Raw genomic sequence first — 26,418 nt, 5'->3', positions numbered from 1 at the left:
GTGCCCTGTCGTTTCCGCGGACTTCTGACTTGCGGCAAGCGGGGCGGTGGGCCCGCCCTGATGTCGTACCCGGTTGTCAGTGCCGGGTGGGAAACTGCCCGGCATGATCGAACCGAACCCGAAAGCTGACTTGCTCCGGTACCTGCAGGAGGCGCGTGACGCCCTGGTGTGGAAGCTCGACGGCCTCTCGGAGTATGACGTCCGACGTCCGTTGACCCCCACGGGCACCAACCTGTTGGGGCTGGTCAAACACGTAGCGGGGGTGGAGCTGGGGTACTTCGGCGACACGTTCGGGAGACCGTTCTTCGAAGCGGAGCCGCCGTCCTGGTGGTACACCGAGGAGTCGGAGCCCAATGCGGACATGTGGGCCAGTGCGGACGAATCGCGCGAACAGCTCGTAGGGCTGTATCGCCAGGCGTGGGAGCACTCCGACAGCACGATCGCGACGCTCGCGCTCGACGCCATCGGTCACGTCCCCTGGTGGCCGGAGGCACGCCGCGAGGTGACGCTGCACCACATCCTGGTGCGTGTGATCTCCGATACCCAGCGGCACGCCGGCCACGCGGACATCGTGCGAGAGCTCATCGACGGGTCCGTCGGATATCTGGACGGCAAGGAGAACCTGCCACCAGGGGACCAGGAGTGGTGGGAGGGCCACCGGAGCCGACTGGAGCGCGTGGCGCGGGAAGCCGGCGGCTGATCCCACCCTGCTGCAGGCCTCGTCGGGGCCGGAGCCGAGACGTCCGACCTCCTGCGGCCCCGGTGACGCGCCGTGCGGATCACGAGCCTTCTCGGGCCCCGGTGGCCGGGCCTCGGGCCCCGGTGGCCGGGCCTCGGGTCCCGGTGGGCGGCGGATCAGCGCAGTCCGGCGAAGAGGTCGTTCTCGGGCACCGCCGCGCCGGTGGTGTCCTGGACGCGTACGAAGGTCTCGACGCCCATCAACTCGGTGAACCTCTCCCGGCCCATCCCGAGGAAGAAGATGTTCTCGCCCTGGCTGGCATGCGCGGCCAGCGCGTCGAACTTCTGGCCGCCGAACGCGGTGGTGTCCACCCAGGTGGTGATCTCCTCGTCGGGAAGTCCGATCTCGGCGATCGCGGCGGCCTCGGCGGGATCCGGCTCCTGCCGGTCGGGAACGAACTCACGCATGGCCTCCCCGAGCCGCTGCATCATCGAGCGGGGCGCCGTCGTCCAGTACACCTTCGGTGTCGGCGCGGTCATCGCCAGCGCGGCCATCGTGATGCGGTTTGCCTGGATGTGATCGGGGTGGCCGTAGAAGCCGTTCTCGTCGTAGGTGACGACCACATCGGGTCGGTAGCGACGCAGGAGTTCCGCGAGCCGGGCAGCGCCCTCCGCCACGGGCGTCCGCCAGAAGGAGCCGGGGGCGTCGTTCGCCGGCCAGCCCATCATCCCGGAGTCGGCGTAGTCCAGCATCTCCAGGTGACCGATCTTCAGGATGTCGCAGCTCGCCTCGAGTTCTCTGCGCCGCATCAGGGCGACGGCCGCCGGATCATGCCCGGGATCGCCCGGTTTGGCACCCCCCGGTCCGTCACCGCAACCGCCGTCGGTACACGTCACGAGGACCGTGCGCACACCCTCCGCCGCGTACCGCGCGAGGACGCCTCCCGTTCCGGTGGCCTCGTCGTCGGGGTGTGCGTGTACCGCCATGAGCGTCAAGGGCCGGTCGTTCATGAAACAGTCCTCCTGTGTGAATGGGTGTCGCTCAAAGTCCCCGGCGGGCGCATGAGCGGGCGCCTCTGAATAGCAGATCACCAGGTGAACGGCGAACCCGAGGGCACCTCGATCACGTCGGGACGCACGATCTTCGGCCTTTGACGGCACGGCAGGCCCGGTCTCCGCCGTCCAGGACCGGTGCGAGCTCCGCCCGTTCCCCTCGATTCTCGGTCCGGCCCGGTGCGCTTCGGCAGGGCGTCGGCTGTCCGCACCGGAAGCGGCCGACCGCTGCGTGCGAGGCGAAGGCGGACGTGCCCGACGCGGCGAGCGAGGTGTGGCGGTCCCGGCAGCCCGAGCCGCCGGCGCGACACGCCCACCCCGCGATCAGTGGCGGTGGGCCATCGCGGCATCAAGGATTTGCGGAGATTGAGTAAGGAACTTGCAAGAACTTGCGTGATTCATTCTTTACTTCGTCGGAATCTAGCGGGGTGAATGGGTGCTCTGTACGGTCGGGGCGCCGGATTCCCGCATTCCCCGAAGGAGCATCACATGCTGACGATCCCCAGACCCCGGCGACTGGCGGCGGCCGCCGTCGCCGCGGTCGGCGCGATGTGCGTGTCCGTCTTACCGGCCGCCTTACCCGCTGCCGCCGTAACACAGCAGGCGCAGGCGCAGGCGAGCGCGGCGGTGGGCGCGACGACGACGTTCTCGGTCTACGAGGCCGAGGCGGGAACGCCGGGCGGAGGTGCGGCCGTCCGGTCGCTGACCTCGGCGCCGACGACGCAGTACTCGAGCGCGGCCTTGGAGGCTTCGGGCCATTCGTACGTCCACCTGGACGGCACGGGCCAGTCGGTGCAGTGGACGAACACCACCGGGCAGCCGATCTCCTTCCTCAACGTCCGCGCCAGCATCCCGGATTCGGCGTCCGGGGGTGGTGGCACCGGGACACTGAACCTGTACGTCGACGGGGTGTTCCGGCAGTCGCTGGACCTCAACTCGCGGCAGAGCTGGGTGTACGAGGGCAACGGCAACTACAACACGAGCGACAACCAGAACCCGGCCGACGGCGACCCGAGGGTCTTCTGGGACGAGTCGCACACCTTCGTCACCGGGTCCCCGATCCCGGCGGGCGCCACGTTCTCGCTGCGGAAGGACTCCGGCAACAGCGCGTCCTTCTATGACGTGGACTCCGTCGACGTGGAGAGGCCGCCGGTGCCGCAGACACAGCCGGCGAACTCGATCTCGATCACGAGCTGCGGTGCGGTGGCGGACGACAACCCGACCAACGGCGCGGCCGACGGCCAGTCGGTGGACAGCCGGGCCGCCATCCAGAACTGCATCGACCAGGCACAGGAGCAGGGCAAGATCCTGTGGATCCCCCAGGGCACCTTCTACGTGAAGGGCACCGCGGGGCTGAACGCGCAGGGGATCACCATCGCGGGCGCGGGCCTTTGGTACAGCACGGTCTACCGTGACGTGCCGGTCCCCAACAGCACACCGCTGGCCGCCCTGTTCGACCTGACCTCCTGCACCGTACGGAACTTCCACATCGACGCCAACGCCGTCAGTCGCAGCACCATCGGCGGGGACGGCGGTGCGATGGACACCACCGGCACCGACTGGCTGGCCGACGGCATCTGGACCCAGCACACCATGTCGGGCTTCTGGGCCTCCGGCACCGGCGGGACGGTACGGAACAGCCGGCTGACCTCGATCTGGGCGGACGGGATCAACGTCAACAACGTGTCGCTGGGCGCGGACACCGGGAACGACCTGACGGTCACGAACAACTTCGTCCGCGGCACCGGGGACGACGCGATCGCCATCAACTCGGTGAACTACAACACCGACAGCGACGGCTCCAAGACGTACTACAACCCGATGACCGATGTCACCGTCAGTGACAACACCTCGATCGCGCCGTGGGGCGGCAAGGGCGTCGGGATCTACGGCGGCAGCGGTCATCTGGTCAAGGACAACTACATCGGCGACACGGCCCGGTACATCGGTCTGGGGGCCGGGCGCTTCGGTGTCAACGGCAGTGACCTGCTGTCCGCAACCGTGACGGGCAACACCGTGGTCCGCTCCGGTGGCAACGCCTACGGCCAGGGCCAGCCCGCCCTGCACGTCGGCAACGGCGGCGACGGACAGAACACCGGGACCGTCGACAAGGTCACGGTGACCGGCAACACCGTCACCGACTCCCTCTACGACGGGATCGGCTTCTCCACCTCGACCAACACCCTGCTCCAGGACAACACGGTCAGCGACCCCGGCCGCAACGGCATCGCGATCTCCCCGCCGTTCTACCCCGCGCCCACCGGTTCGGCGACGATCACCGGCAACACGGTCACCGGACTCCCCTCCGGAGCCTCGGCCTTCGTCAACAACTCCACCGGGTTCGCCGCCACGCTGAGTGACAACCACTGGCCGCCGCCCGCTCCCGAGGGCCCCTACGGCGGCACCCCGGCCGCCGTGCCCGGCACGGTGCAGGCGGAGGACTACGACACCGGCGGCCAGGGCGTGGCCTACAACGTCACCTCCGTCAACGGCAACGCCAACGCCTACCGCGCCGACGGGGTGGACCTGGACAACACCTCGGACACCGGCGGCGGTTACAACCTGGGCTGGACCGGCGGCGGACAGTGGTTCCGCTACACCGTGGACGTTGCCACGGCCGGCACCTACACCCTCGGCCTGCGCGTCGCGGCCCCGTCCGCGGTGACCGGCGCCCTGCACCTGTCGGACGCCGCCGGCACCGGCCTGACCGGAGCCGTCGACCTGCCCGCCACGGGCGACTGGCAAACCTGGGCCACCGTGACCACCCACGTGACCCTGCCGGCGGGCCGGCAGACCCTGACCCTCGCCCAGGACACCGGCGGCTGGAACATCAACCACCTCGGCTTCACCGCGGGCACCGACACATCCGGGACCGACCTCGCCGCCGGTAAGCAGTAACTTCCCGCCGGTACCCAGCGCTACCGAACACCTGCCCAGGGCTCCACCCTGCAGGGTGGAGGTGTAGGGCATCCTCGTCCCGGTGACCCGTAGGGGCGCAGCGCCACTGCTAATGTCGCTCTGTCCGACAACGTAGTTGACGGACCTACCACCGGGCGGGCGGGAAGTCAGGCCTGTGGAGGCCTTGTAAGACCACCTCCGGGTGGCAGGGGCCCGTGAAGCAGGAACCCGAGGGGGCGCCGCGTAGCGGCGCTGACCGGAATCGCCTGCGTTGACGCAGGCGAGGGCGTCAATACCGCGTCACCGTCACCGCCAACAGCGGCTGGCCCGCGGGCCAGGTGTCCTAATTCCAGATCTGGACCACCTGACCCCACGCTCTCCACGGTGCCGCCGGACTCCCCGTCCGGCGGCACCGTCCTGTGTGCGGCCCGGTGCTGGATGCAGCCCCGAGGCAGTGCATTAGATCTTGCAGGTTGAATTTTTATTGTTGCAATGTTCTGTCTAGTTCTTGCGCGACCCTGTCGAGGACATTACGGTCCCCCTCGCGTCATCAGCACCCCCTGCCTTCCCCCTGCCTTCCGTCTCCCCTTGCGCCACGTCCCTCCCTCTCTGGCGGTGTCAGCAGGGCATTTCCGGCATGTCCTGATGAAAGGAGTGGTAAGTGTTCCATTCCATCCGAGATCTGAGACGAGCCCTGGTCTGGGCGGTCAGCACCGCGATGGTGGCCGCCGTCGGCATCGTCGCCCTGGCCGTCCAGCCCGCCTGGGCGGCGTCGACCGCCACCGGCGGCAGCGGCGCGAGCCTGCCGTACGTCGAGGTGCAGGCGGAGAACTCCGCCACCAACGGCACCAACATCGGCCCGAGCTACACCCAGGGCCAGTTGGCCGACGAGGCGTCGTACCGAAAGGCGACGACGCTCCAGGGCACCGGCCAGTACGTCACGTTCACCACGCCGGTGGCGACCAACTCGATCAACTTCCGGTACAGCATCCCCGACACCTCGGGCGGCTCGGTCTACACCGCCGCGCTGTCCCTGTACGTCAACGGCGTCAAGCAGCCCGACTTCACCCTGACCAACGCCTACAGCTGGTACTACGGCAGCTACCCCTTCACCAACACCCCGGGCAGCAACCCACACCACTTCTTCGACGAGGCCCACCGCCTGTTCTCCACCACCTATCCGGCGGGCACGACCTTCAAGCTGCAGGTCGACTCAGGGGACACCGCCTCCTCCTACACCATCGACTTCGCCGACTTCGAACAGGTCGGCGCCGCCCTGACCGCACCCTCCGGGTCGGTGTCGGTGACCAGCAAGGGCGCCGACTCGACCGGTGCGGCGGACGCGACCAGCGCGTTCAACGCCGCGATCAGCGCGGCAGGACCCGGCGGCACCGTATGGATCCCGCCGGGCACCTACAACATCCCCGGCCACATCAGCGTCAACAACGTCACGATCGCCGGCGCCGGCATGTGGTACTCGACCGTCACCGGCACGGCCCCCGGCTTCTACGGCAACTCCGCACCCTCGGCCAGCACCGGCGTGCACCTGCAGAACTTCGCGATCTTCGGCGATGTGCAGGAGCGCAACGACAGCGCCCAGGTCAACGGCATCGGCGGCGCGATGAGCAACTCGACCGTCTCCAGCGTGTGGATCGACCACATGAAGGTCGGCGCCTGGATGGACGGGCCGATGGACGGGCTGACGTTCACCGGCATGCGCATCCGTGACACCACCGCGGACGGCATCAACTTCCACGGCGCCGTCACCAACTCGAAGGTCACCAACAGCGAGATCCGCAACACCGGCGACGACGGCATCGCCACCTGGGCGGACTCCGGTATCGGCGCCGACGCCAACGACACGATCTCCAACAACACCGTGTCGCTGCAGATCCTCGCCAACGGCATCGCGATCTACGGCGGCCACGACAACACCGTCAGCGGCAACCGGGTGGTGGACAGCGGCATCACCCAGGGTGGCGGCATCCACGTGGGGCAGCGTTTCTCCTCGACGCCGGTCGGCACCACCACCATCTCCGACAACACCATGGTCCGGGACGGCAGCCTCGACCCGAACTGGCAGTTCGGCGTGGGTGCGTTGTGGTTCGACGGCAGTCAGGGCGCGATCACCGGCCCGATCAACGTGACCAACGCGCTGATCCAGCAGAGCCCGTACGAGGCCGTCCAGTGGGTCGAGGGCACCATCAGCGGCGTCAACCTCAACAACGTGACCATCGCCGGCACCGGAACCTTCGCCCTTCAGGAACAGACCGGCGGCGCCGCCAAGTTCACCAACGTCACGGCCACCGGCGTCGGTTACTCCTCCCCGGTGTACAGCTGCTCGGGCGGCAATTTCGTCGTCACCGACGGCGGCGGCAACTCCGGCATCAGTGGCACGCCGTACTGCGGGGGGTGGCCGGCCCCGGTCTACCCGCCCTACCCGTCCGAAGGCGTGACGGCCACCCCCGGCGCGCTCAACTTCGGCTCGGTTGCCACCGGTTCGACGAGCGACGCGCAGACCGTGACGGTCTCCAACCCGACCAGCACCGCCGCGTCCGTCTCGTCGGTCTCCACCAGCGGCGACTACTCCCAGACCAACACCTGCGGCTCGTCGATCGCGGCGAACGGCTCCTGCACCGTCAGTGTGAAGTTCGCGCCGACCGCGACCGGCAGCCGTAGCGGCGCCCTGACCGTCAACGCGGGCGGGGTCACCAACACGGTCACCCTCTCCGGTACCGGCACCGCGCCGGGCCCGGTCCTGAACACCGACCCGGCGAGCCTGGCCTTCGCCGCCACGGTGGTCGGCTCCTCGGCCGACACGCAGACGGTGAAGGTGACGAACTCGGGCACCACATCGGCGACCGTCTCGGGCGTCGCGGCGACCGGCGACTTCAGCCAGACCAACAACTGCTCCACCCTCGCGGTCGGCGCGTCCTGCACGGTGACCGTCGGATTCAAGCCCACCACGGGCGGCTCGCGCACCGGCAACCTGACCGTCACCAGCAACGCCAACAACAGCCCGACCGTCGTCGCCCTGACCGGTAGCGGCATCGACAGCACCACCAACATCGCTGCCGGGCGGCCGGCATCGGCGAGTTCGAGCAACAGCCCGTACGTCGCCTCGAACCTGACCGACACGGACGCCTCGACGTACTGGGAGGGCACGAACGGCTCGTTCCCGCAGTGGGCCCAGGTCGACCTCGGCCAGAACTACAGCGTCGGCAAGGTCGTGCTCAAGCTCCCGCCGGCGACGGCGTGGTCGGCGCGCACGCAGACGCTGTCGGTGCAGGGGTCCACGGACGGCTCCAGCTTCTCCACGATCAAGGCATCGGCCGGGTACACCTTCGACCCGAACGCCAACGGCAACACGGTGACCATCACGTTCAGCGCCGCCACGGCGAGATACGTGCGGGTCGACATCACCGCCAACACGGGGTGGAACGCCGCCCAGCTGTCGGACTTCGAGGTGTTCCCCAGCACCGGCGGCTCCTCGCCGGCGACCCTGTCGGCCAGCCCGACGTCGCTGACGTATGCCACCCAGGCGCTCAACACCGCCAGCAGCGCGCAGACGGTCACGGTGACCAACACCGGTACCGCCGCGGCGACCGTCTCCGGCATCACCGTCACGGGCGACTTCTCGCAGACCAACACCTGCGGGACGTCGATCGCGGCGGGTGCCTCCTGCACGGTGGCCGTCACGTTCACGCCCACCGCCTCCGGCACCCGCACCGGCGACCTGAGCATCGCCAGCAACGCGTCGAACGGCACGACCACGGTCGCGCTGACCGGCACCGGAGCGGGCACGGTGAGCAGGAACCTGGCAGCGGGCGCGGCCACCACCGAGTCCAGCCACACCGACGTCTACCCGTCGTCGAACGTGACGGACGGCAACCAGGGCACCTACTGGGAGAGCGCCAACAACGCCTTCCCGCAGTGGGTCCAGGTCGACCTCGGTTCCGCGCAGAGCGCGAGCCGCGTCGTCCTCCAGCTCCCCGCGACCTGGGGCGCCCGTAACCAGACGCTGTCCCTGTCGGGCAGCGCCGACGGCTCAAGCTTCACCAGCATCAAGTCGTCGGCCGCGTACACCTTCGACCCCACCACCAACAACACGGTCACCATCACGTTCACCGCGACCACCCAGCGGTACTTCCGGGTGAACATCACGGCGAACAACGGCTGGCCGGCCGGTCAGATCTCCGAGTTCCAGGTCTGGAACACCTGACCCGATCTGTCGGTGCCGCCGGGTGCGAGTGCGCCCGGCGGCACCGACCACGGAAGGCCACTCGACCAGAGGAGTCCCGATGGGTGTCACACGCAGAGTCTTCTTACGGGCCGCGATCGCGGCCACCGCGGTGGGAACCGCGGGCGCCACCGAGACCGCACTCGCCCCGACCGCGTCGGCGGCCAGCTCGCCCGGTGACGTCGTCGGCAAGATCAGCGTCGGCTACCAGGGCTGGTTCGCCTGCATCGGCGACGGCGCGCCCATCAACGGCTGGTGGCACTGGAGCCAGGACTGGGGCCAGTCGCCGTCCCCGACCAACACCAACATCAAGTGCTGGCCCGACGTGCGTGACTACACCAACACGTACCAGACGTCGTACGCGGCCCTCGGCAACGGCCGACCCGCCACGCTGTTCTCCTCCTACGACCAGCAGACGGTGAACACCCACTTCCTGTGGATGCAGCAGAACGGCATCGACACCGCCGCCCTGCAACGCTTCAACCCCACCGGCGGCGAGGGCCCCACCCGCGACGCCATGGCGACCAAGGTGCGCAGCGCCGCCGAGTCGTACGGGCGGAAGTTCTACATCATGTACGACGTCTCCAACTGGACGAACATGCAGTCCGAGATCAAGACGGACTGGACGAACAAGATGTCCGCGCACACGGCGAGTTCGGCGTACGCGAGGCAGAACGGCAAGCCGGTCGTCTGCATCTGGGGTTTCGGCTTCAACGACCCCAACCACCCCTTCACCCCCGACGCCTGTCTCGACGTCGTCAACTGGTTCAAGGGTCAGGGGTGTTACGTCATCGGCGGCGTCCCGCGCGAATGGCGGACGGGGACCGGGGGATCGCAGCCCGGCTTCCTGGGCGTCTATCACGCCTTCAACATGATCTCGCCGTGGATGGTCGGCGCCATCGGCAACGTGACCGAGGCCGACAACGCGTACACCACGTACACGGTCCCCGACCAGGCCGACTGCAACGCCAACGGTATCGACTTCCAGCCCTGCGTCCTGCCCGGCGACGTCTCCGGCCGGCAGCGCGCGCACGGCGACTTCATGTGGCGGCAGTTCTACAACATGGTGCGGGCCGGGGTGCAGGGCATCTACATCTCGATGTTCGACGAGTACAACGAGGGCAACCAGATCGCCAAGACCGCCGAGACCCAGGCATGGGTGCCCACCAACTCCGGATTCCTCGCCCTCGACGAGGACGGCACCGCCTGCTCCGCCGACTACTACCTCCGCCTCACCGGCGACGGCGGCCGCATGCTCAAGGGGCAGCTCGCCCTGACCGCCACCCGCCCCACCCAGCCGGTCGTGCCCACCGGCGACACCACACCGCCCGCCGCGCCGGGTGCCCTGACCGTCACCGGGCACACCGGCAACTCCGTCTCGCTGGCCTGGAACACGTCGACCGACAACGTCGGCGTGACCGGCTACCGAGTCCTGCAGGTGTCCGGCTCGACCAGCACCCAGGTGGGCACCACCGGCGCCGCCTCGTTCACCGTCACCGGACTCGGTGCGTCCACCGCGTACACCTTCGACGTCGTCGCCTACGACGCGGCGGGAAACGTGTCACAGCCCTCCAACCAGGTCACCGTCACCACCGACCCCCCTTCCAGCACCACCAACCTCGCCCTGCACCGGCCCACCTCGGAGAGCAGCCACACCCAGATCTACGCCTCGTCCAACGCGACCGACGGAGACACCAACACCTACTGGGAGTCCGCCAACAACGCCTTCCCGCAGTGGGTCCAGGTCGATCTGGGGGCCGCCACCGGCGTCCGACGGATCGTCCTCGACCTTCCCCCGGCGACCGCCTGGGCCACCCGCACCCAGACCATCTCCGTCCAGGGCAGCACGGACGGCGGCACCTTCACGCAACTGCTCGCCGCGGCGGGCTACACCTTCAACCCGGCTACCGGCAACACCGCGACCCTTACGCTGCCCTCCACCGTCACCACCCGCTACGTACGACTCACCTTCACGGCCAACAACGGCTGGCCGGCCGGGCAGGTCTCGGAGTTCCAGGTCTTCGGCGCCTGATGACCGACCGCCGGCGGGGACCGGGCGGCGGGGCTGTGCGCCACCTCCCCGGCAGGTTGCGGGAGGCCGACCGCGGCTGGATGCTCGCGGCGGACCTCGGCCGTGACCTCTGCCTGTCGGCCGGATCCGACTACGTGACCGTCGACAACGCCTAGACCGTCGTGAGGTCGAACTGCTCCCAGGTTCCGATCGCGGTGCGGTTGGCGATGAGAGGGTCGGCGCCGGCGTTCTCGGCGGTCACGTACTTGCCGTTGGCTGCGGCCAGCAGGCTGACGGTGCCGTTGGAGTTCTTCACCAGCTGGAAGGTCTCGTAGCTGCCGATGGCCGTACGGTTGGCGATCAGTGCGGAGGCGCCCGCGTCGTCCGCGCAGACGATCCGGCCGTTGGCGCGCGAGCGCAGTGCGATGTTGCCGTTGCCCAGGTCGATCTGGTCGAACTTCTCCCAGGTGCCGGCCGAGTCCCGGTTGGCGATCAGGGCGGCGGCGCCCGCGTTCTCGGCCGTCACGTACTTGCCGTTGGCCCGCGCTTTGAGGGTGACGGTGGCGGTGGCGGGGGTGCCGGCCGAGGTGCCGTTGACGTAGGGCGTGGTGGGACGGGTGGCGGTGAGGGCGAGGTCGCCCTTGAGCATGCGGCCGCCGTCGCCGGTGAGGCGCAGGTAGTAGTCGGCGGAGCAGGCGGTACCGTCCTCGTCGAGGGCGAGCATCCCTGCGTCGGTGGGCACCCATGCCTGGGACTCGGCGGTCTTGGCGATCTGGTTGCCCTCGTTGTACTCGTCGTACATCGAGATGTAGATGCCCTGCACTCCGGCCCGCACCATGTTGTAGAACTGCCGCCACATGAAGTCGCCGTGCGCGCGCTGCCGTTCGGAGACGTCGCCGGGCAGGATGCAGGGCTGGTAGTCGATGCCGTGGGAGGCGCAGTCCGCGACGTCGGGGACGGTCGCGTTGGTGTAGAAGTTGTCCGCGTCGGAGGAGGTGCCGATCCGGCCGACCAGCCACGGCGAGATCATGTTGAGCGCGTGGTAGGCGTCCGAGAAGCCGGAACGGGAGTCGCTGGTGCCGGTCCGCCACCAGGTCGGTACCCCGCCGATGACGTAACAGCCCTGGTTCTTGAACCAGTTGATGACGTCGAGGCAGACGTCCGCGCTGAACGCGTGCTTGTCGTCGTTGAAGCCGAAACCCCAGATGCAGACGACCGGCTTGCCGTTCTGCGTCGCGTACGCTGAACTCGCGGTGTGTGCGGACATCTTGTTCGTCCAGTCCGTCTTGATCTCGGACTGCATGTTCGTCCAGCCGCTGACGTCGTACATGATGTAGAACTTCCGCCCGTACGACTCGGCGGCGCTGCGCACCTTGGTCGCCATGTCGTCCCGCGTCGGGCCCTCACCGCCGGTGGGGTTGAAGCGTTGCAGGGCGGCGGTGTCGATGCCGTACTGCTGCATCCACAGGAAGTGGGTGTTCACCGTCTGCTGGTCGTAGGAGGAGAACAGGCCGGGGGCGCGGCCGTTGCCGAAGTTCGCGAAGGCGGTCGGGTACGTCTTGGTGTAGTCGCGGATGTCCGGCCAGGCCTTGATGCCGTTGTTGGAGGGGGAGGGGGTGGAGGCGCTGTTGGGGGCCCAGTGCCACCAGGCGTTGATCGGCGCGCCGTCGCCCTTGCAGGCGAACCAGCCCTGGTAGCCGACGGTGACCTTGCCCACGACGTCACCGACGGCGCCGGCGCTCGCATCGGCCGCCGAGGCGAAGCGGCGGACGCCGAACGTGCCGAGTGCCGCCAGCGCGGTGCCGCCCGCCGTGGCGCCGAGCAGCTTGCGGCGCGTCCAGGTCGGAGCGCGGTGCGAGAGGGGCACGGAGGGCTCCGGGGTGGGAGAGAAGGTGTCCATATGAGGGGAGGGTCCGCCGCCGGCGCTGCCGTAACAGAAACCGGGCAAGATTTTCTCGTCGGGAATCAGTGAGGTGCGGCCGCTGTGCTGGACGGCGCGGATCGGCTGCGAAACGGCTGGGGAACGGCTTGGCCTGTGCTCGGCGGCGAGATCATCATGTGGGAATGTCTGCGAACCGATCCTCCGCGGCACCGACCGTGGTGCGGCTGCCCCGGTACACGAAGGCGGACCAGGAGGAGATCCTCGGTACCGGCGACGATCCCTTCGGTGTTGCCTCGGCCGGTCTGACCTGGCTGCCGAAAGAAGAGCACTTCGGCATCAGACTCGACGAACGGCTCGTGGCCCACACCGGCCTGCTGCGACTGCCGGTCGCGATCGGCGACGCCGAGACAGAGGTGGTGGGCGTCGGCGGGGTGGCCGTCGCACCCCGTGTGCAGGGCCGGGGGCTGGCGCGGCTCGTCGTCGCGGCCGCACTGGAGCACGCCCGCACGATGGGTCCTCGGCACGCGCTGCTGTTCTGCCGACCGCCCCTCGTGCCGCTCTACCAGCGCCTCGGATGGTGTCCGCTCGACGGGGACGTACTCGTCGAACAACCCGAGGAGCGCCTGGTGACCATGCCGCTGCGAACGATGGTGACCCCCCTGCGCGACGACGCCCGCTGGCCCTCGGGGACAGTACGGCTGCTCTCGCTCCCCATGTGACGGGCCCCTTCGGGGAAGTCCGCCCACCGCGGCGAGCGCCTCGATCGGGCCGTGACGAGCTCTGCGCTCGGACGCGTGATCGAGACTGAGCGGCTGTCAGGAGCCGGTTGTTGGCGAAGCAACGCAGCCCCGAGGTGAACTCACCTCGCAGATCAGGGCGTTCGGCGGCGGGCCGGGGCTGGTGGTCGGGCAGCCGGCGCGGCGGAGCAGCCGTCGGCGACCGGGCCGCCGGGAGGAGTCACCCGTCCAAGGCCGTTCGTTTTACCGGGAGTTGGCGCGCAGCCAGCTCAGCACCTGGCCCGCGTGCTCGTCAGGAGGGAAGACCGGGTAGAAGACGTGCTCGACCACGCCGTCCCGGACGATCAGCGTCAGCCGCTTGTAGAGCGTCTGCCCGGCGGTGGCGAACGTCGGCAGACCGAGGGTGCGGGCCAGGCCGTGGGTGGGGTCGGAGAGCATCCGGAACGGCAGGCGGAGCCGTTCGACGACCTCCTGCTGGTAGGCGGTGTCCTGGCTGGAGAGGCCGAACACACCGGCGGCTCCGGCGGCCAGCAGCTCCTGATGGTGATCGCGGAAACCGCACGCCTCCGGGGTGCAGCCGCGTGCCCCGGGGATCGCGTTCCACCCCTCGGGCAGATCGGTGCCCGGGCGGCCGGTCAGCGGGTAGCCGTCGGGACACGTCCGACCCGCCGTCCGAGATCCTCAGTCGAGGCAGAACTCGTTGCCCTCGATGTCCTGCATCACGATGCACGAGTCGTCGCCGCCGTCGTACAGCAGCCGCTCGCGTACCGCGCCGAGCGGGAGCAGCCGTGCGCACTCGGCCTCGAGCGCGGCCAGACGCTCTTCACCCACGAGTCCGGTGCCGACCCGTACGTCGAGGTGCACCCGGTTCTTGACGACCTTCCCTTCGGGAACGCGCTGAAAGAAGAGCCGCGGGCCCACGCCCGAGGGATCGATGCAGGCGAACCACGAACCCTGTTCCTCCGCGGACAGGGAGCGCTGGTAGTCGTCCCAAGTGGCGAACCCCTTCGGTGGCGGCGGTACGACGTACCCCAGCACCTCGCACCAGAAGCGAGCGACGCGCTCGGGTTCCGCGCAGTCGAAGGTGACTTGGAACTGCTTGATCGAAGGCATCGGCGCACCCTAGCAGGGGGGTGACTCGCAACTCCGCCCGAATATCCGATCGGCGACGGGCGGGGGAGGGGCGCGAGAGCGGACCGCCCCCGTGAGCCGCCCGTGAAAACTCTGTGGAAGCGATGTCGGTGCTGCCGCTTATGCTGCACCGGAATGATCACGCGGAACCTGGGGAGGGCGCGGCATGTTCGGCAAGCTGTTCGGCAGAGGCGGGGAGAGACCGGCGGCGGATCCGCATGCCCTTCCCGTGCCGCGCAGGCAGAACGGGGTGTACAGGCTGCAGACCCTCGGGGACACCCGGGTCATGGCGCTGGTGGTGGCGGCTGAGTCGGGTGACTGGGACGCGGTCAGGATGGCGTCGGCCCACTTCGACCTCGGCCGCGACCACAAGGTGCTGGGCGAACTGTCGGACGTGGACGGGCTGCAGGACTGGATCGGCCGGGCCGTCGAGGAGGACGAGGAGCACCGGGCGACGGCCCTGCTGATATCCGGGGCGCGCCACATCAGCTGGGGCTGGGAGGCGCGCACCTCCGCGCGTGCCACGGACGTCTCGCGGGATCAGTGGCGCGTCTTCTACGAGCGGCTCCGCATCGCCGAGGAGCACCTGCTCGAAGCCGCCGAGCTGCGGCCGGAGTGGATCACGCCGTGGCGCCGCCTGCTCACCTCGGGCCGCGGCACGTCGCTGGGCGCGGCCGTCAACGAGGCCCGGCTGGACGCCGCCCTGCGTCGCGACCCGCTCGACCTGGAGACCCACATCGAGTGGGTGTCGCACCTCCAGCCGCGCTGGCACGGTGAGCCGGGCGAGGCCCTGGAGTTCGCGCGCAAGGCGTTCGCCACGGCTCCCGACGGCCATCGCCTCGGCTGCGTGGTCGCCATGGCCCACATCGAGGACTGGGTGGAGTCGGACGACAAGAACTGCCTCGACACCCCCGAGATCCAGGGCGAGTTGAAGGACGCGGCCAAGCGCAGCATCCTCCACCCCGGCTACGAGCGGCGCCCGGGCTGGCAGGAGGACTTCAACATCTTCGCCATGGCGCTGTCGCTGGCCGCCGAGAGCGTCGTGGCCCCGCGCGTCTACCACGAGCTGGACGGCGCCTTCACCCGGTGGCCCTGGACCTACATGGCACAGCCGGAGAAGACGTACGCCCGCTTCCGGCGCCGCGCCTGAGCCGACGGCCGCCGTCACCGGTGTCTCCCGCACCGCCCGGCCGCCGCACTCGCCACCCTTCCGACACCCCACCCCGGACTCCTTGATGACTCTGCCCCACACCCCCGCGAGCCCGGCCGGCGCCGACCGCACCTTCCAGGTGGACCTGCGCGGCCTCGTCGACCTCCTCTCCCACCACCTCTACTCCAGCCCCCGCGTCTACCTCCGCGAACTCCTGCAGAACGCGGTGGACGCGCTGACCGCCCGGCACGGCCTCGAACCGGGCGCCCCCGCCGACGCGTTCGGCATCCGCCTGTACGCCGACGGTTCGGTGGTCCGGGTGGAGGACGACGGCGTCGGTCTCACCGAGGCCGACGTGCACACCTTCCTCGCCACCATCGGCCGCAGCAGCAAGCGCGCAGAGCAGGTCGCCGAGCAACGTGCCGACTTCATCGGCCAGTTCGGAATCGGCCTGCTCTCCTGCTTCCTGGTCGCCGACGAGATCCACGTCGTCAGCCGCTCCGCCCGGACCCCCGACGCCCCCGCCGTGGAGTGGCGGGGGCGCGGCGACGGCAGCTACACCGTCCGCACCCTGCCCGCCGCCGCCCGCCCGCGCCCCGGCACCACCGTCACCCTCACGCCCCGCGCCGACGCGGGCGAATGGACCAGGCCGGTCCAAGTGCAGGCGCTCGCCCGGCACTTCGGCTCCCTGCTGCGCCACCCGGTGACCTTCGACGACGGCACCGGCGCTGCGGGCGCGGCCGTCAATCCCGAGCCCGCCCCCTGGGCGCGCACCTACCCCACGCCGGGCGCACGCTCCCGCGCGCTGGCCGCGTACGGCGAGGACGTCTTCGGGTTCACCCCGCTGGACACCATCGACCTCGATCTGCCGGCGGTGGGCCTGAAGGGCATCGCGTGTGTGCTGCCCGACGCGGTGCCCGCCGGGCGCCGCCACGGCCACCGCGTGCACGTCAAGGGCATGCTGCTGTCCGAACAGGCCGAGGAGATCCTGCCCGAGTGGGCGTTCTTCGTCCGCTGCGTCCTCGACGCCGAGAGCCTGCGTCCGACCGCGTCCCGCGAGTCCCTGTACGAGGACGACACCCTCGCCGCCGTCCGTGACGCCCTCGCCGAACGGCTGCGCGCGTGGATCGCCCGGACCGCCGCCAGCGACCCCGACCTGCTCGGCCGCTTCCTCCAGACCCACCACCTGGCCGTGAAGTCCCTGGCCGTGCACGACGACGAGATCCTGCGGATGCTGCTGCCGTGGCTGCCGTTCGAGACCACCGACGGACACGCCACGCTCGACGAGTTCGCGCGTACCCACCGCACCGTCCTCGTGACCTCCAGCGTGGAGGAGTTCCGGCAGGTGGCGGCCATCGCCGCGGCCGCCGGGCTCGGCGTCGTCAACGGCGGCTACACCTACGACCGTGAACTGGTCCACCGGCTGCCGGAGATCAGGCCGGAGGTCAGCGTCGCCGACCTCGACCCGGGCACCCTCACCGCCCACCTCGACCCCGTCGACCGGGAGACGGAGCTCGCCGCCGCGGCCTACCTCGCCCTGGCCCGTGACGCCCTCGCCGTCTTCGACTGCGACGTCGCGCTGCGCACCTTCCAGCCCGCCTCCGCCCCCGCCCTCCTCCTGGACAGCCGCGAGGCCCGGCACGAGCGCACCCGCTCCCAGCTGGCCCGCGAGCAGCAGGGCGGCATCTGGGGCGACATCCTCGGCCACCTGCGGCAGGAGGCCCCGCGGGCCCAGCTGATCCTCAACCAGCTCAACCCGCTGGTGCGCACCGCGGTCACCATCGACGAGCCCGAACTGGCCCGCACCAGCGCCGAAGCCCTCTACGGGCAGGCCGCGATGCTGTCCCGGCGCCCGCTCAGGCCCGCCGAGTCGAGCCTCATCAACCGCTCCTTCCTCGACCTCCTCGCCCACGCCCTCCGCAAGGACAGCTGACGATGCCGACCGCACCCCATCCCCAGAACACCGACGAGCTGTACCAGGCGCTCCAGGAGAACGACCGGCGCCCCTACGGCCGTACCCGCACCGTCACCGCCGAGGAACTGGTCGACACCGCCGACCAGTTCGCGGAACCCCGCCCGCTCGCCCACGCCCTCCTCGCACTCCAGAAGGCGTACAACTACGGTTCCGAACCGAGGAAGTCGCCCGTCGTCTTCGCCCGCCTGCTCACCCTCTTCGACGAGCAGCCCGACGTCTTCGACGAGCGGCTGCGGCACACGCTGTTCTGGCGGTTCAAGTGGGTCGCCCACGCCCTGGTCGCCCTGCCCGAGATCCCCCTGGCCAGCCTGCGCCAGTGGCTGACCGAGATGCGCGACCGGTACGAGAAGGCCGCTCTCGGGCTCCAGCCCTACTACGGACAGGCGTACCAGCTCGCCGACCATGTCGGCGAGGACACCGACCTGGCCTACGAACTGTGGGCGGGACGGCCCCGCACCCAGCTCAGCGACTGCGAGGCCTGCGAGATCTGCGGGCGCGCCCTGCACCACCTCACGGCGGGCGACGACGAGCGGGCGCTGCGCACCTGGGAGCCCGTCCTGGCCGGGAAGGAGTCCTGCCAGGAGGAGCCCGCCCGCTCCGTCTCCTACGCACTGCTTCCCCTGCTGCGCACCGGCGGCGCCGACCGGGCCCGCGAACTGCACCTCACCGGCTACCGCGCCTGCCGCCGCAACCCCTCGATGTCCGGCGAGGTCGGCAGACACCTGGAGTTCTGCGCGCTCACCGGCAACGAGGCACGCGGCCTGGAACTCCTCGCCGAGAACCGGAACCTGTTCGACGACGTCGAATCGCCGCTGGACCAGCTCGGCTTCCTCACCGGCGTGGAGGTCCTCCTCCAGCGGACCGAAGCCCTCGGCCACGGCGGCCTGCCAGCCGCCGGCTACCCGGGCCGCACCTGGACGGTGGCCGGGCTGCGCGCCGAGGTCCGCGGCCGCGCCGACGACCTCGCCGCCCGCTTCGACGCCCGCAACGGCACCACGGCCCACACCGACCGGCGCCGGGCCCGTCTCGACCGCGCCCCCCTGCTGGACGCCCTCGAACTGACCCTGCGCAGCCGCGGCCTCGACGACGTGACCCCGGCCGCCGCCACCGCGCCCATCCCGGCGCCCGCCGCCGTCCCCGAGTCGCTTCCTGAACTCATCACCAGGGCACGGGAGTTGGAAGAGCAGGCGCATCCGGACGCAACGGCCTGCTGGGCACAACTACGCACGCTCGTCGCCGCCGCCGACTACGCCCACCCCGACGACCCGGCCGTGGGACCGCCGGCACGGCTGCGCGCGGACCTGCTGGACGACGAGGCGAGCCGGGCGGGCCACAAGGACGAGTTCGCCGCATCAGCCGCCCTGTACGAGGAGGCCGCGAGCCGGTACGACGAGGCCGGAGCACCGGGGCACGCGGCGCTCGCCCGCGCCGGCGCCCTGCTTGCCACCGCCCAGGCCGCCCCGCAGGACGCCGAGAGGGCCGACGGCGCCGACGGGGCCGAGGCGAAGGCTGCCACGCTGACCGCCGCCCACGCGGCCCTCGTCCGTCTGCACGAGGAGACGTCCGGCCTGGCCCCGTTCCAGGAGGCCCGTCTGCTGCGGCTGCGGACGTCCGCGCTCGGCCTGCGGCTGGAGGCGACGAGGAGCGAGGAGGACTTCGCGCCGGTCTTCGCCGAGGCGGACCTGCTGCTCGCCTTCGCCACCCGGCACGACATCGCCGGACAGGTCTCCACCGCCCACCTGTTGCGGGCCAGTTCGTACGCCCTCGTCGGCGATCTGCCCGCCGCGGTCACGGAGACCGACGCTCTCCTCGACCGGCTGAAGGCGCACGGCCCGGCCTGGCACCTGCCCCGCACCCTCGGCCTCCGCGCCAGGATCCGGCTCGGACTCAAGGACGCACAGGCAGCGCACGCGGACCTGGCCGAGGCGGTTCGCCTGGCCGCCGAATGGCCCGCCGACACGGTCGACACAGCAGGCCTGCACGGCGATCTGGCCAGGGCCTGCATGCACCTGGGCCGCCCCGAGGAGGCACTGCGCCACCTGACGCGCTCCGCGGAGCTGGAACTGCGCCACGGCACCCGGTTCGACGCGTTCTGCACCTACAGCAACGCGGCCCAGCTCAGCCTCGACCTGGGCCGGATCGAGGACTGCATCGCGCTCCTCGACTCCCTCCTGGCCGAACCGGACGTCGCCGCCGGGGAACTGGACGACCGGCTCGTCGCCCAGCTGCGCCTGGCCCGCGCCCGCGCACTGCACGCGGGGGAGGACCTCAAGGCCGCCACGGCGGAGTACGCCGCCCTCGCGGCCGAGTCGGCCGGCTGGGACGACGACCCCGGGAGCCATGCCATGATCGCCGCGGAGACCGCCGTACTCCTGGCCGAGTCCGGTGAGTTCGGCCGGGCCCGCGAGGCCGCGGACCAGGCCCTCGCCGCGCACGCCCGGGAGCCGCGCTACGAGCAGCTCAGCAGCTGCCTGCGCGAACTCGCCCGCCTCCAGGCCCAGCAGCAGGGGGCCGAGGGACTGGCCGACGCCCTCGCCCTGCTCGCCGACGCGGGCCGGATCGCCGACGAGGCCCGCACCGCGGGGTACGAGGCCCGCGGCCGCGACCTGGACAGCGCCCTGGCCTACGAACACGGGCGGGTCAACGCCTACGCCAGTGAGTACGAGACCGCCCTGACCGCCCTGGACAAGGCGCTCACCCTGCTCGGCGAACCCGAACCCGAGTCCCACGACAGGGACCAGGTCGGCGAGTGGGCCGAGTGCGTCCGGCTCGCGGCCGTCGTGGAGGGCCTCTACCTGGAACGCCCCGCCCCCGCCCTCACCCGCCTCGACGGGGCGGTCTCCCGCCTCGGCGTCCTGGGCCACGCCGAGGAGGCCGAGCCGCTGGTCTCCCTGGCCGCCAGCCTGCGCGACGAGGAGTGACGCGGCGGGCGCGGGCACGGCGCCGCACCGCCCTCACCAGGTCACGGGCAGCTCGCTGACCCCGCCGGTGAGGGTGGTGCGGACCTCCAGTGCGTCGACGTCCTTGGCGAGCCGCAGACCGGGCAGGCGCTCGGCCAGGGCGGTGAAGACGATGCGCAGCTCCGTGCGGGCCAGGCTCGCCCCGATGCAGAAGTGCGAGCCGTGGCCGAATCCGAGATGGTTGCGTTCCGGACGGTCGGGGTCGAACGTCTCGGCGTCGGTGTACACGGCCGCGTCGCGGTTGGCGGAGTTGACGGAGAGGATCACGGCGTCGCCGCGCCGGACGGTGACCCCGGCGACGTCGACGTCGGTGTGGGCGTAGCGCAGCAGACCGAGGTCACCGGGCGCGCCCAGGCGCATGATCTCCTCGACGGTGGCGTTGACCCGGCCGGCGGGATCGGCGGTCAGCGCCCGCCACTGTTCGGGGCGGGTCAGCAGGAAGAGCGTGCCCAGGCCGATGCGGTTGACGGTGGTCTCGTGCCCGGCGAACAGCAGCCCCACGCAGAGCCTGATCATCTCGGCGTAGTCGAAGTCCGCGTCGGCGCTCTGCGCGCGTACGAGGTCGGAGATGACGTCCTCGCCCGGCCGGGCGCGCTTGGCCTCGGCGAGAGTGATCATGTAGTCGTTGAACTCGTCCCGCGCCCGTTCGGCTTCGTCACCGATGGCGTAGTCGGCCATGCGCCCCGACAGCGAGGCGAAGTACTCGCGGTCGCTCTCGGGCGCGCCGAGCAGCCGGCAGATGACGGCGACCGGCACCGGGAAGGCCAGCCCGGCATGCAGGTCGACCACCCCGTCGGCGGCGGCGGCCCGCTCGGCATCCAACCGGTCGATACAGCCGTCGACCAGGTGTCGTACGTGATCGGAGAGCATCACCATGCGCCGGGCGGAGAAGGCCGGGGTCAGCAGCCGGCGCATCCGGGTGTGGTCGGCCTCCTCGGTGGCGTAGTCGCCCGAAGGGCCCTCCTGCACCGCGGCGGTCGTGATACGGGACGCCCGCTCCGGCTCGGGATGGGAGCGGCCGAGCCGCTTGTCGCCGAGGAGCTCGCGCACCTCGTCGAAACGGGTGACCAGCCAGGCCGGATCCCCGGCCGGCGTGGTGACCGGCGTGATCGGCGCCTCCCGGCGCAGCACCTCGTACAGAGGCGCGAGATCGAGCACGTTCGGCCGTGCGAAGGGTAGTCGGGAACGCTCGGCGGCACCGTTCATGGTCCTCCTCCTGGACCTCGGAACGCGATCTTCCGGCACTTCGACCGTAACACTTTATTGTCAGTGACTGCCAATAATGATTCCGGCCAGTCGTCCCGCGGTCCCGGCGTGATTGGATCGCCCGATGGAGGACGTGACGGTGGACAGTGGCCCGATAGTGCCCCGCCGGGGACGGCCGCCGGTGAGCGAGCGGCAGCGGCGACGCCGGCGCCTGGACATCTCCCGTCACGCGGTCCGGCTGTTCGCCGAACAGGGCGTGGCCGCCACCTCCGGCGAGCAGATCGCGCGGGCGGCCGGCGTCTCGGAGCGCACGCTGTGGCGCTGGTTCCCGAGCAAGGAAAGCTGCGTGGAGCCGCTGCTCACCCAGTCGGTCGCGGCCTTCCAGGAGGTCCTGCGCGCCTGGCCGCCCGAGGCCGACCTGACGGACCATCTGCGCGCCGCCTACCGGCCCGCCCCCGACGCGTCGTCCGACGGGGACGCCGAGGCGGTCCTCACCGTGATCCGGATGACCCACGGCGAACCCGCGCTGCGCGCCGTCTACCTGGTGCTCCGGGAACGTGCGGAGGAGACGTTCGCCGAGGTGCTCGCCGGACGCGCGGCCGGGTCCGCCGACCTGCTCGACGTGCGTATGCGGGCCGCCGCCATGAGCGCCGTGCTCAAGGTGGCGACCGACGACCTCGCCCGGGCCGTGGCCGAGAAGGGCATCACCCCCGAGGCGCTGCGCCGGCATGGCGAACAGCTCGCCGACGCGCTGAGCCACGTCACCCGGGGGCTGTAGGGCCGCGCGGGGCCGTTGCCGAGTGGGCGTGACTCCCGCAAGGAAACCAGGCGTTGAGCCCGGCGTGGCCCACTCTTTGAACTTCGCGCGCAGAAAGTCCTGTTGGCCTCGTTGACATGCCGCAAGCACAGGCGTTTCACTCAACACTCGTGTATGGCAACGTTGTCAGGCCGTGGGAGTGCGACCCGATCCGTTGCCTGTCGCCTGGCTTTCCGGCGCTTCCCGACGCGCCGACACCTGATGTGCGAAGCACGAACTGCTGCGGAGGCAACCGATGGTGAGACCCCGACGTTCAGCCGCACCACCCCCCACCAGAGCAGGATTCCGCGGGCGCCTAGCCGTGGTCTGCGTCCTGGGCATGGCAGCCCTGCCGCTCTCGACGGTCGGCAGCGCCCATGCCGCGAGCACCGCGAGTCCGGCCCTCGTGACCGACCCCGCGTCCCTCGTCAACCCCCTCATCGGCACCTCCGGTGCGGTGGACACCTTCCCCGGCCCCGACATGCCGGCCGGCATGGTGCAGTGGGGCCCCGACACGACGCCGAACCGCCCCGACGGCGGCGGCTACGAGTACGCCGACAACAAGCTCTCCGGCTTCAGCCTCACCCACGTCTCGGGACCGGGCTGCCCGGTCGCGGGCGACCTGCCCGTCCTGCCGGTGACCGGCGCCCTGTCGGGCGACCTCGGCAGCACATCGGTCGGTTTCAGCCACGCCGACGAGAAGGCCGGCATCGGGTCCTACAAGGTCACCGACGCCAACGGGGTGAAGACCGAGCTGACCGACACCACCCGCGCCGGTCTCGGCACCTTCGCCTTCCCCGCCGGACAGCAGGCGAACCTGCTGTTCAAGCTCAGCGGGGGCGCCACCCAGGTGGACGGGACCCGCGTCCAGGTGGTGAACAGCAAGGAGATCAGCGGCGCGATCGACAGCGGCCACTTCTGTGGCGCGAGCAACCGGTACACGCTGCACTTCGACATCAAGTTCGACCGGCCGTTCGCCGCGAGCGGCACCTGGGTCGGCAGCACCATCACCCCCGACGCCAAGTCGCTGAAGGCGGGCAAGGTCAGCCAGACCCCGCAGGCGTCCGAGTCGGCGCCGCTGAAGGAGAAGCACTTCACCGTCCCCGCGAAGCCGGCCCCGACGATCCACGGGAGCGCCGCCAAGGCCTCCGGCACGGCCGCCCTGACCCCGAGCGCCAGTGCCGCCTCCCAGTTGTCCAAGGCCGCGAAGGCCGCCCAGCCGCCCACGACCGGCGCCAACGGCATGTACCTGACCTTCGACACGTCGACGAACACCACGGTGTCGGCGAAGGTCGGCATCTCGTACACGAGTGACGCCAACGCGGCGGACAACCTCAGCACCGAGATCAAGAACTGGAACGTCGGCGCCGTCGAGAAGGCCAACCACGACGCCTGGAACACGGTGCTGAAGAAGATCCAGGTGGGCGGCGGAACCGCCGACCAGCAGACGCAGTTCTACACCGCGCTCTACCACGCCCTGCTGCACCCGAACGTCTTCTCGGACGACAACGGCCAGTACATGGGCATGGACAACCAGATCCACAAGCTGGCCAAGGGCCAGCAGGCCCAGTACGCCAACTACTCGGGCTGGGACACCTACCGCTCCCAGACCCAGCTGATGGCACTGGCCGAGCCCAAGGTCGCCAGCGATGTCGTCACCTCGATGCTCAACGGCTACGACCAGACGGGCCTGCTGCCCAAGTGGGCCTCGAACAACGGCGAGAGCTACGTGATGGTCGGTGACCCGGCCGCCGGCATCATCACCGACGCGTACGCCTTCGGCGCCACGGACTTCGACACGGCCAAGGCCCTGGCAGCCCTCCAGCACGAGGCCACCGTCCCGAACAACGACCGCCCCGGCGAGCCGGTGCGGGACGCCAAGGGCTATCTCCCGCTGGACGAGAACGACTACAACTGCTGCAACTTCTACGGCCCGGTCTCCACCCAGCTGGAGTACGACTCCGCCGACTACGCCCTCGCCGCCTTCGCGAAGTCGCTGGGCAAGACGGCCGTCTACGAGAAGTTCGCCACCCGCGCCCAGGACTGGATGAACGTCTTCAACCCGCAGACCGGCTACCTCCAGGCCAGGAACAAGGACGGCCAGTTCGCGACCGGTTTCACCCCCGGCACCTCCAACGGCTTCGTGGAGGGCACCTCCGCCCAGTACACCCCCATGGTCCCGTTCAACCTGAAGGAGCTCATCCAGGCCCGCGGCGGCGCCAAGGCGTACTCGTCCTACCTGGACAGCCTCCTCGACGACATCACCAGCCCCGGCAGCACCGACGCCGACCTGAGCAACGAGCCCAGCGTGGAGATCCCCTGGGAGTACGACTACACCGGCCAGCCGTGGAAGACCCAGGCGGCCGTCCGCGACGCCCAGCAGAACCTGTACTTCAACGCCCCGGTCGGCTCCTTCGGCAACGACGACCTGGGCGCCATGAGCTCCTGGTACGTCTGGTCCGAGCTCGGCATGTACCCGGAGACCCCGGGCACCGACACCCTGGTGCTCGGCAGCCCGGCGTTCCCGGTGGCCCAGGTGACCCTCGGGAACGGCAGGACGGTGAAGATCAACGCGCCGCAGGCCGCGCCCGACGCGCCGTACGTGCAGTCACTGAACGTCAAGGGCAAGGCGTGGAACGCCTCCTGGCTGACGTTCGGGCAGTTCAAGGGTGCGGGCACGCTCGACTACACGCTCGGCACCCAGCCGAACACGTCCTGGGCGTCCGGCCCGTCGGCGGTGCCGCCGTCGGACACCACGGGCGGCGGCCGGGTGCTGGCGGCGACCGGTCCCGCCAACGGCCTGGTCCTCCAGCCGGGCACCGGCGGTGACGGCACCCTCGACGTGACCAACCTCGGCAGCGACGCCGTCACGGTCGACTGGAAGGCCACGGCGCCCTCCGGCGTCACGATCGACACGGCGTCCGGCTCGCTGACGGTGCCCGCCTCGGGCAGCGCCGAGGCGAAGGTCCACGTGACGGCGGGCGCGACCGAGGGGACGTACCCGGTCACCTTCGCCCTGACCGACCACAGCAGCGGTACGGCACTGTCCGGGGCGGCCCTCCGCGTGGCCGTCGCCAAGCCCGGCGCGCTGTGGCCGTACGCCACCAACGAGGGCATCTACCCCGACGGCGCCACCTACTCGGGCGGCTTCGACGGCGGCGGCTGGGCCTACTCGCAGAACGCGCTGTCGGCGGCCGGTGTCACCAGCGGCTCCGCCCTCACGGTCGACGGCATCTCCTACACCTGGCCGACGGTGACCTCCGGTCAGCTCGACAACCTGGAGATGGCCGGCCAGACCCTCCCGATGCCCGCCGGCACGTCGGGGTCGTCGCTGGGCCTGCTGGGCGCGGCGGTCAACGCGCCGACCGACGGCAGCGGGGTCTCGGGAACACTGACCGTCACCTACACCGACGGCACCACCTCCCAGGCGACGGTCGGCTTCTCGGACTGGACGCTCAACGGCGGCCCGAGCAAGCCGCTGCCCGGTGACACGACAGCTGTCACCACCGCCTACCGGAACACCGGGAGCGGGGGCCGGGACGGCGTGAAGACGTATGTCTTCGCCACGAAGGTCCCGCTGGACCCGTCCAAGCAGGTGGCGTCGGTGACGCTGCCGGTGACCGGTTCCTCGGGCACCGACCACCTGTTCGCCTACGGCTTCGGCCAGTAGGCGGTACGGCGGCACCGCAGCACGTATGAGG

16 protein-coding genes are annotated in these 26,418 nt (G+C 70.4%); 11 read left to right on the top strand and 5 right to left on the bottom strand.

What is annotated here, in order from left to right; translation table 11 throughout:
• Positions 1-103 precede the first annotated feature (103 nt).
• Entirely contained in the window at positions 104-700 is a 597-nt protein-coding gene (locus ACFWPS_RS18265; protein ID WP_383706205.1) for a DinB family protein, read from the top strand.
• Between the two features lie 155 nt (positions 701-855).
• Here the strand turns inward: ACFWPS_RS18265 and ACFWPS_RS18260 are convergent, their stop codons facing one another.
• Positions 856-1,689 carry a PIG-L family deacetylase gene (locus ACFWPS_RS18260; protein WP_383706203.1) on the bottom strand — a complete coding sequence of 278 codons (834 nt, stop codon included), beginning with the start codon at positions 1,687-1,689 and terminating at the stop codon, positions 856-858.
• A gap of 531 nt (positions 1,690-2,220) precedes the next feature.
• Here ACFWPS_RS18260 and ACFWPS_RS18255 point away from each other — a divergent pair.
• The 4 genes from ACFWPS_RS18255 to ACFWPS_RS18240 all read left to right on the top strand — a co-directional run bounded on the left by ACFWPS_RS18255 (position 2,221) and on the right by ACFWPS_RS18240 (position 11,056).
• The gene (locus ACFWPS_RS18255; RefSeq protein WP_383706201.1) at positions 2,221-4,629 is read left to right on the top strand and encodes a carbohydrate-binding protein; all 2,409 of its coding nucleotides are present in this window, start codon (positions 2,221-2,223) and stop codon (positions 4,627-4,629) included.
• 661 nt (positions 4,630-5,290) lie between these two features.
• Positions 5,291-8,851, top strand: coding sequence for a choice-of-anchor D domain-containing protein (locus ACFWPS_RS18250; protein WP_383706199.1), 3,561 nt, complete (start codon positions 5,291-5,293; stop codon positions 8,849-8,851).
• Positions 8,852-8,930: 79 nt separating this feature from the next.
• Entirely contained in the window at positions 8,931-10,901 is a 1,971-nt protein-coding gene (locus tag ACFWPS_RS18245) for a discoidin domain-containing protein (RefSeq protein WP_383706197.1), read from the top strand.
• Positions 10,901-11,056 carry a hypothetical protein gene (locus tag ACFWPS_RS18240; protein ID WP_383706195.1) on the top strand — a complete coding sequence of 52 codons (156 nt, stop codon included), beginning with the start codon at positions 10,901-10,903 and terminating at the stop codon, positions 11,054-11,056. The genes ACFWPS_RS18245 and ACFWPS_RS18240 overlap by 1 nt, the downstream gene beginning before the upstream one ends.
• Here the strand turns inward: ACFWPS_RS18240 and ACFWPS_RS18235 are convergent.
• Positions 11,053-12,780: a xylosidase gene (locus ACFWPS_RS18235; RefSeq protein ID WP_383706193.1), complete on the bottom strand. Its 1,728-nt coding sequence runs from the start codon at positions 12,778-12,780 to the stop codon at positions 11,053-11,055. The genes ACFWPS_RS18240 and ACFWPS_RS18235 overlap by 4 nt on opposite strands.
• Positions 12,781-12,944: 164 nt before the next feature.
• On the opposite strand from ACFWPS_RS18235, the gene ACFWPS_RS18230 reads away from it, so the two are divergent.
• Entirely contained in the window at positions 12,945-13,481 is a 537-nt protein-coding gene (locus tag ACFWPS_RS18230) for a GNAT family N-acetyltransferase (RefSeq protein ID WP_383706191.1), read from the top strand.
• Between the two features lie 261 nt (positions 13,482-13,742).
• Here the strand turns inward: ACFWPS_RS18230 and ACFWPS_RS18225 are convergent, their stop codons facing one another.
• Together ACFWPS_RS18225 and ACFWPS_RS18220 are read right to left on the bottom strand one after the other, a co-directional pair.
• A complete protein-coding gene (locus tag ACFWPS_RS18225) occupies positions 13,743-14,093 on the bottom strand; it encodes a peroxiredoxin (protein WP_383706342.1) in 351 nt (116 codons plus the stop codon).
• 87 nt (positions 14,094-14,180) lie between these two features.
• The gene (locus ACFWPS_RS18220) at positions 14,181-14,612 is read right to left on the bottom strand and encodes a VOC family protein (RefSeq protein ID WP_383706189.1); all 432 of its coding nucleotides are present in this window, start codon (positions 14,610-14,612) and stop codon (positions 14,181-14,183) included.
• Between the two features lie 184 nt (positions 14,613-14,796).
• Here ACFWPS_RS18220 and ACFWPS_RS18215 point away from each other — a divergent pair, with 184 nt between their 5' ends.
• From ACFWPS_RS18215 to ACFWPS_RS18205, 3 genes are all read left to right on the top strand, one after another.
• A complete protein-coding gene (locus ACFWPS_RS18215; RefSeq protein ID WP_383706187.1) occupies positions 14,797-15,780 on the top strand; it encodes a hypothetical protein in 984 nt (327 codons plus the stop codon).
• An 85-nt stretch (positions 15,781-15,865) separates the two neighbouring features.
• Entirely contained in the window at positions 15,866-17,713 is a 1,848-nt protein-coding gene (locus ACFWPS_RS18210; protein ID WP_383706184.1) for an HSP90 family protein, read from the top strand.
• A gap of 2 nt (positions 17,714-17,715) precedes the next feature.
• Complete coding sequence (locus ACFWPS_RS18205) at positions 17,716-20,676, top strand: hypothetical protein (RefSeq protein ID WP_383706182.1); 2,961 nt, start codon at positions 17,716-17,718, stop codon at positions 20,674-20,676.
• Between the two features lie 33 nt (positions 20,677-20,709).
• Here the strand turns inward: ACFWPS_RS18205 and ACFWPS_RS18200 are convergent, their stop codons facing one another.
• On the bottom strand, positions 20,710-21,921 hold the full coding sequence (locus tag ACFWPS_RS18200; RefSeq protein WP_383706179.1) for a cytochrome P450: 1,212 nt from the start codon (positions 21,919-21,921) through the stop codon (positions 20,710-20,712).
• Positions 21,922-22,102: 181 nt separating this feature from the next.
• Between ACFWPS_RS18200 and ACFWPS_RS18195 the strand changes: the two genes are divergently transcribed.
• The gene (locus ACFWPS_RS18195; RefSeq protein WP_383706177.1) at positions 22,103-22,699 is read left to right on the top strand and encodes a TetR/AcrR family transcriptional regulator; all 597 of its coding nucleotides are present in this window, start codon (positions 22,103-22,105) and stop codon (positions 22,697-22,699) included.
• Between the two features lie 358 nt (positions 22,700-23,057).
• On the top strand, positions 23,058-26,387 hold the full coding sequence (locus ACFWPS_RS18190; RefSeq protein ID WP_383706175.1) for a lectin: 3,330 nt from the start codon (positions 23,058-23,060) through the stop codon (positions 26,385-26,387).
• Positions 26,388-26,418 lie beyond the last annotated feature (31 nt).

It is taken from the genome of Streptomyces sp. NPDC058457 (assembly GCF_042720695.1).
Lineage (GTDB): Bacteria > Actinomycetota > Actinomycetes > Streptomycetales > Streptomycetaceae > Streptomyces.
Note: the sequence above shows the minus strand (reverse complement) of the source record. Positions and strands in the feature narration are given on the sequence as shown.

Bases quoted from the DNA above. Each gene is read 5' to 3' on its own strand.
- ACFWPS_RS18265 (WP_383706205.1), top strand. From the start codon at position 104: ATGATCGAACCGAACCCGAAAGCTGACTTGCTCCGGTACCTGCAGGAG.
- ACFWPS_RS18260 (WP_383706203.1), bottom strand. From the start codon at position 1,689: ATGAACGACCGGCCCTTGACGCTCATGGCGGTACACGCACACCCCGAC.
- ACFWPS_RS18255 (WP_383706201.1), top strand. From the start codon at position 2,221: ATGCTGACGATCCCCAGACCCCGGCGACTGGCGGCGGCCGCCGTCGCC.
- ACFWPS_RS18245 (WP_383706197.1), top strand. From the start codon at position 8,931: ATGGGTGTCACACGCAGAGTCTTCTTACGGGCCGCGATCGCGGCCACC.
- ACFWPS_RS18240 (WP_383706195.1), top strand. From the start codon at position 10,901: ATGACCGACCGCCGGCGGGGACCGGGCGGCGGGGCTGTGCGCCACCTC.
- ACFWPS_RS18235 (WP_383706193.1), bottom strand. From the start codon at position 12,780: ATGGACACCTTCTCTCCCACCCCGGAGCCCTCCGTGCCCCTCTCGCAC.
- ACFWPS_RS18230 (WP_383706191.1), top strand. From the start codon at position 12,945: ATGTCTGCGAACCGATCCTCCGCGGCACCGACCGTGGTGCGGCTGCCC.
- ACFWPS_RS18220 (WP_383706189.1), bottom strand. From the start codon at position 14,612: ATGCCTTCGATCAAGCAGTTCCAAGTCACCTTCGACTGCGCGGAACCC.
- ACFWPS_RS18215 (WP_383706187.1), top strand. From the start codon at position 14,797: ATGTTCGGCAAGCTGTTCGGCAGAGGCGGGGAGAGACCGGCGGCGGAT.
- ACFWPS_RS18210 (WP_383706184.1), top strand. From the start codon at position 15,866: ATGACTCTGCCCCACACCCCCGCGAGCCCGGCCGGCGCCGACCGCACC.
- ACFWPS_RS18205 (WP_383706182.1), top strand. From the start codon at position 17,716: ATGCCGACCGCACCCCATCCCCAGAACACCGACGAGCTGTACCAGGCG.
- ACFWPS_RS18200 (WP_383706179.1), bottom strand. From the start codon at position 21,921: ATGAACGGTGCCGCCGAGCGTTCCCGACTACCCTTCGCACGGCCGAAC.
- ACFWPS_RS18190 (WP_383706175.1), top strand. From the start codon at position 23,058: ATGGCAGCCCTGCCGCTCTCGACGGTCGGCAGCGCCCATGCCGCGAGC.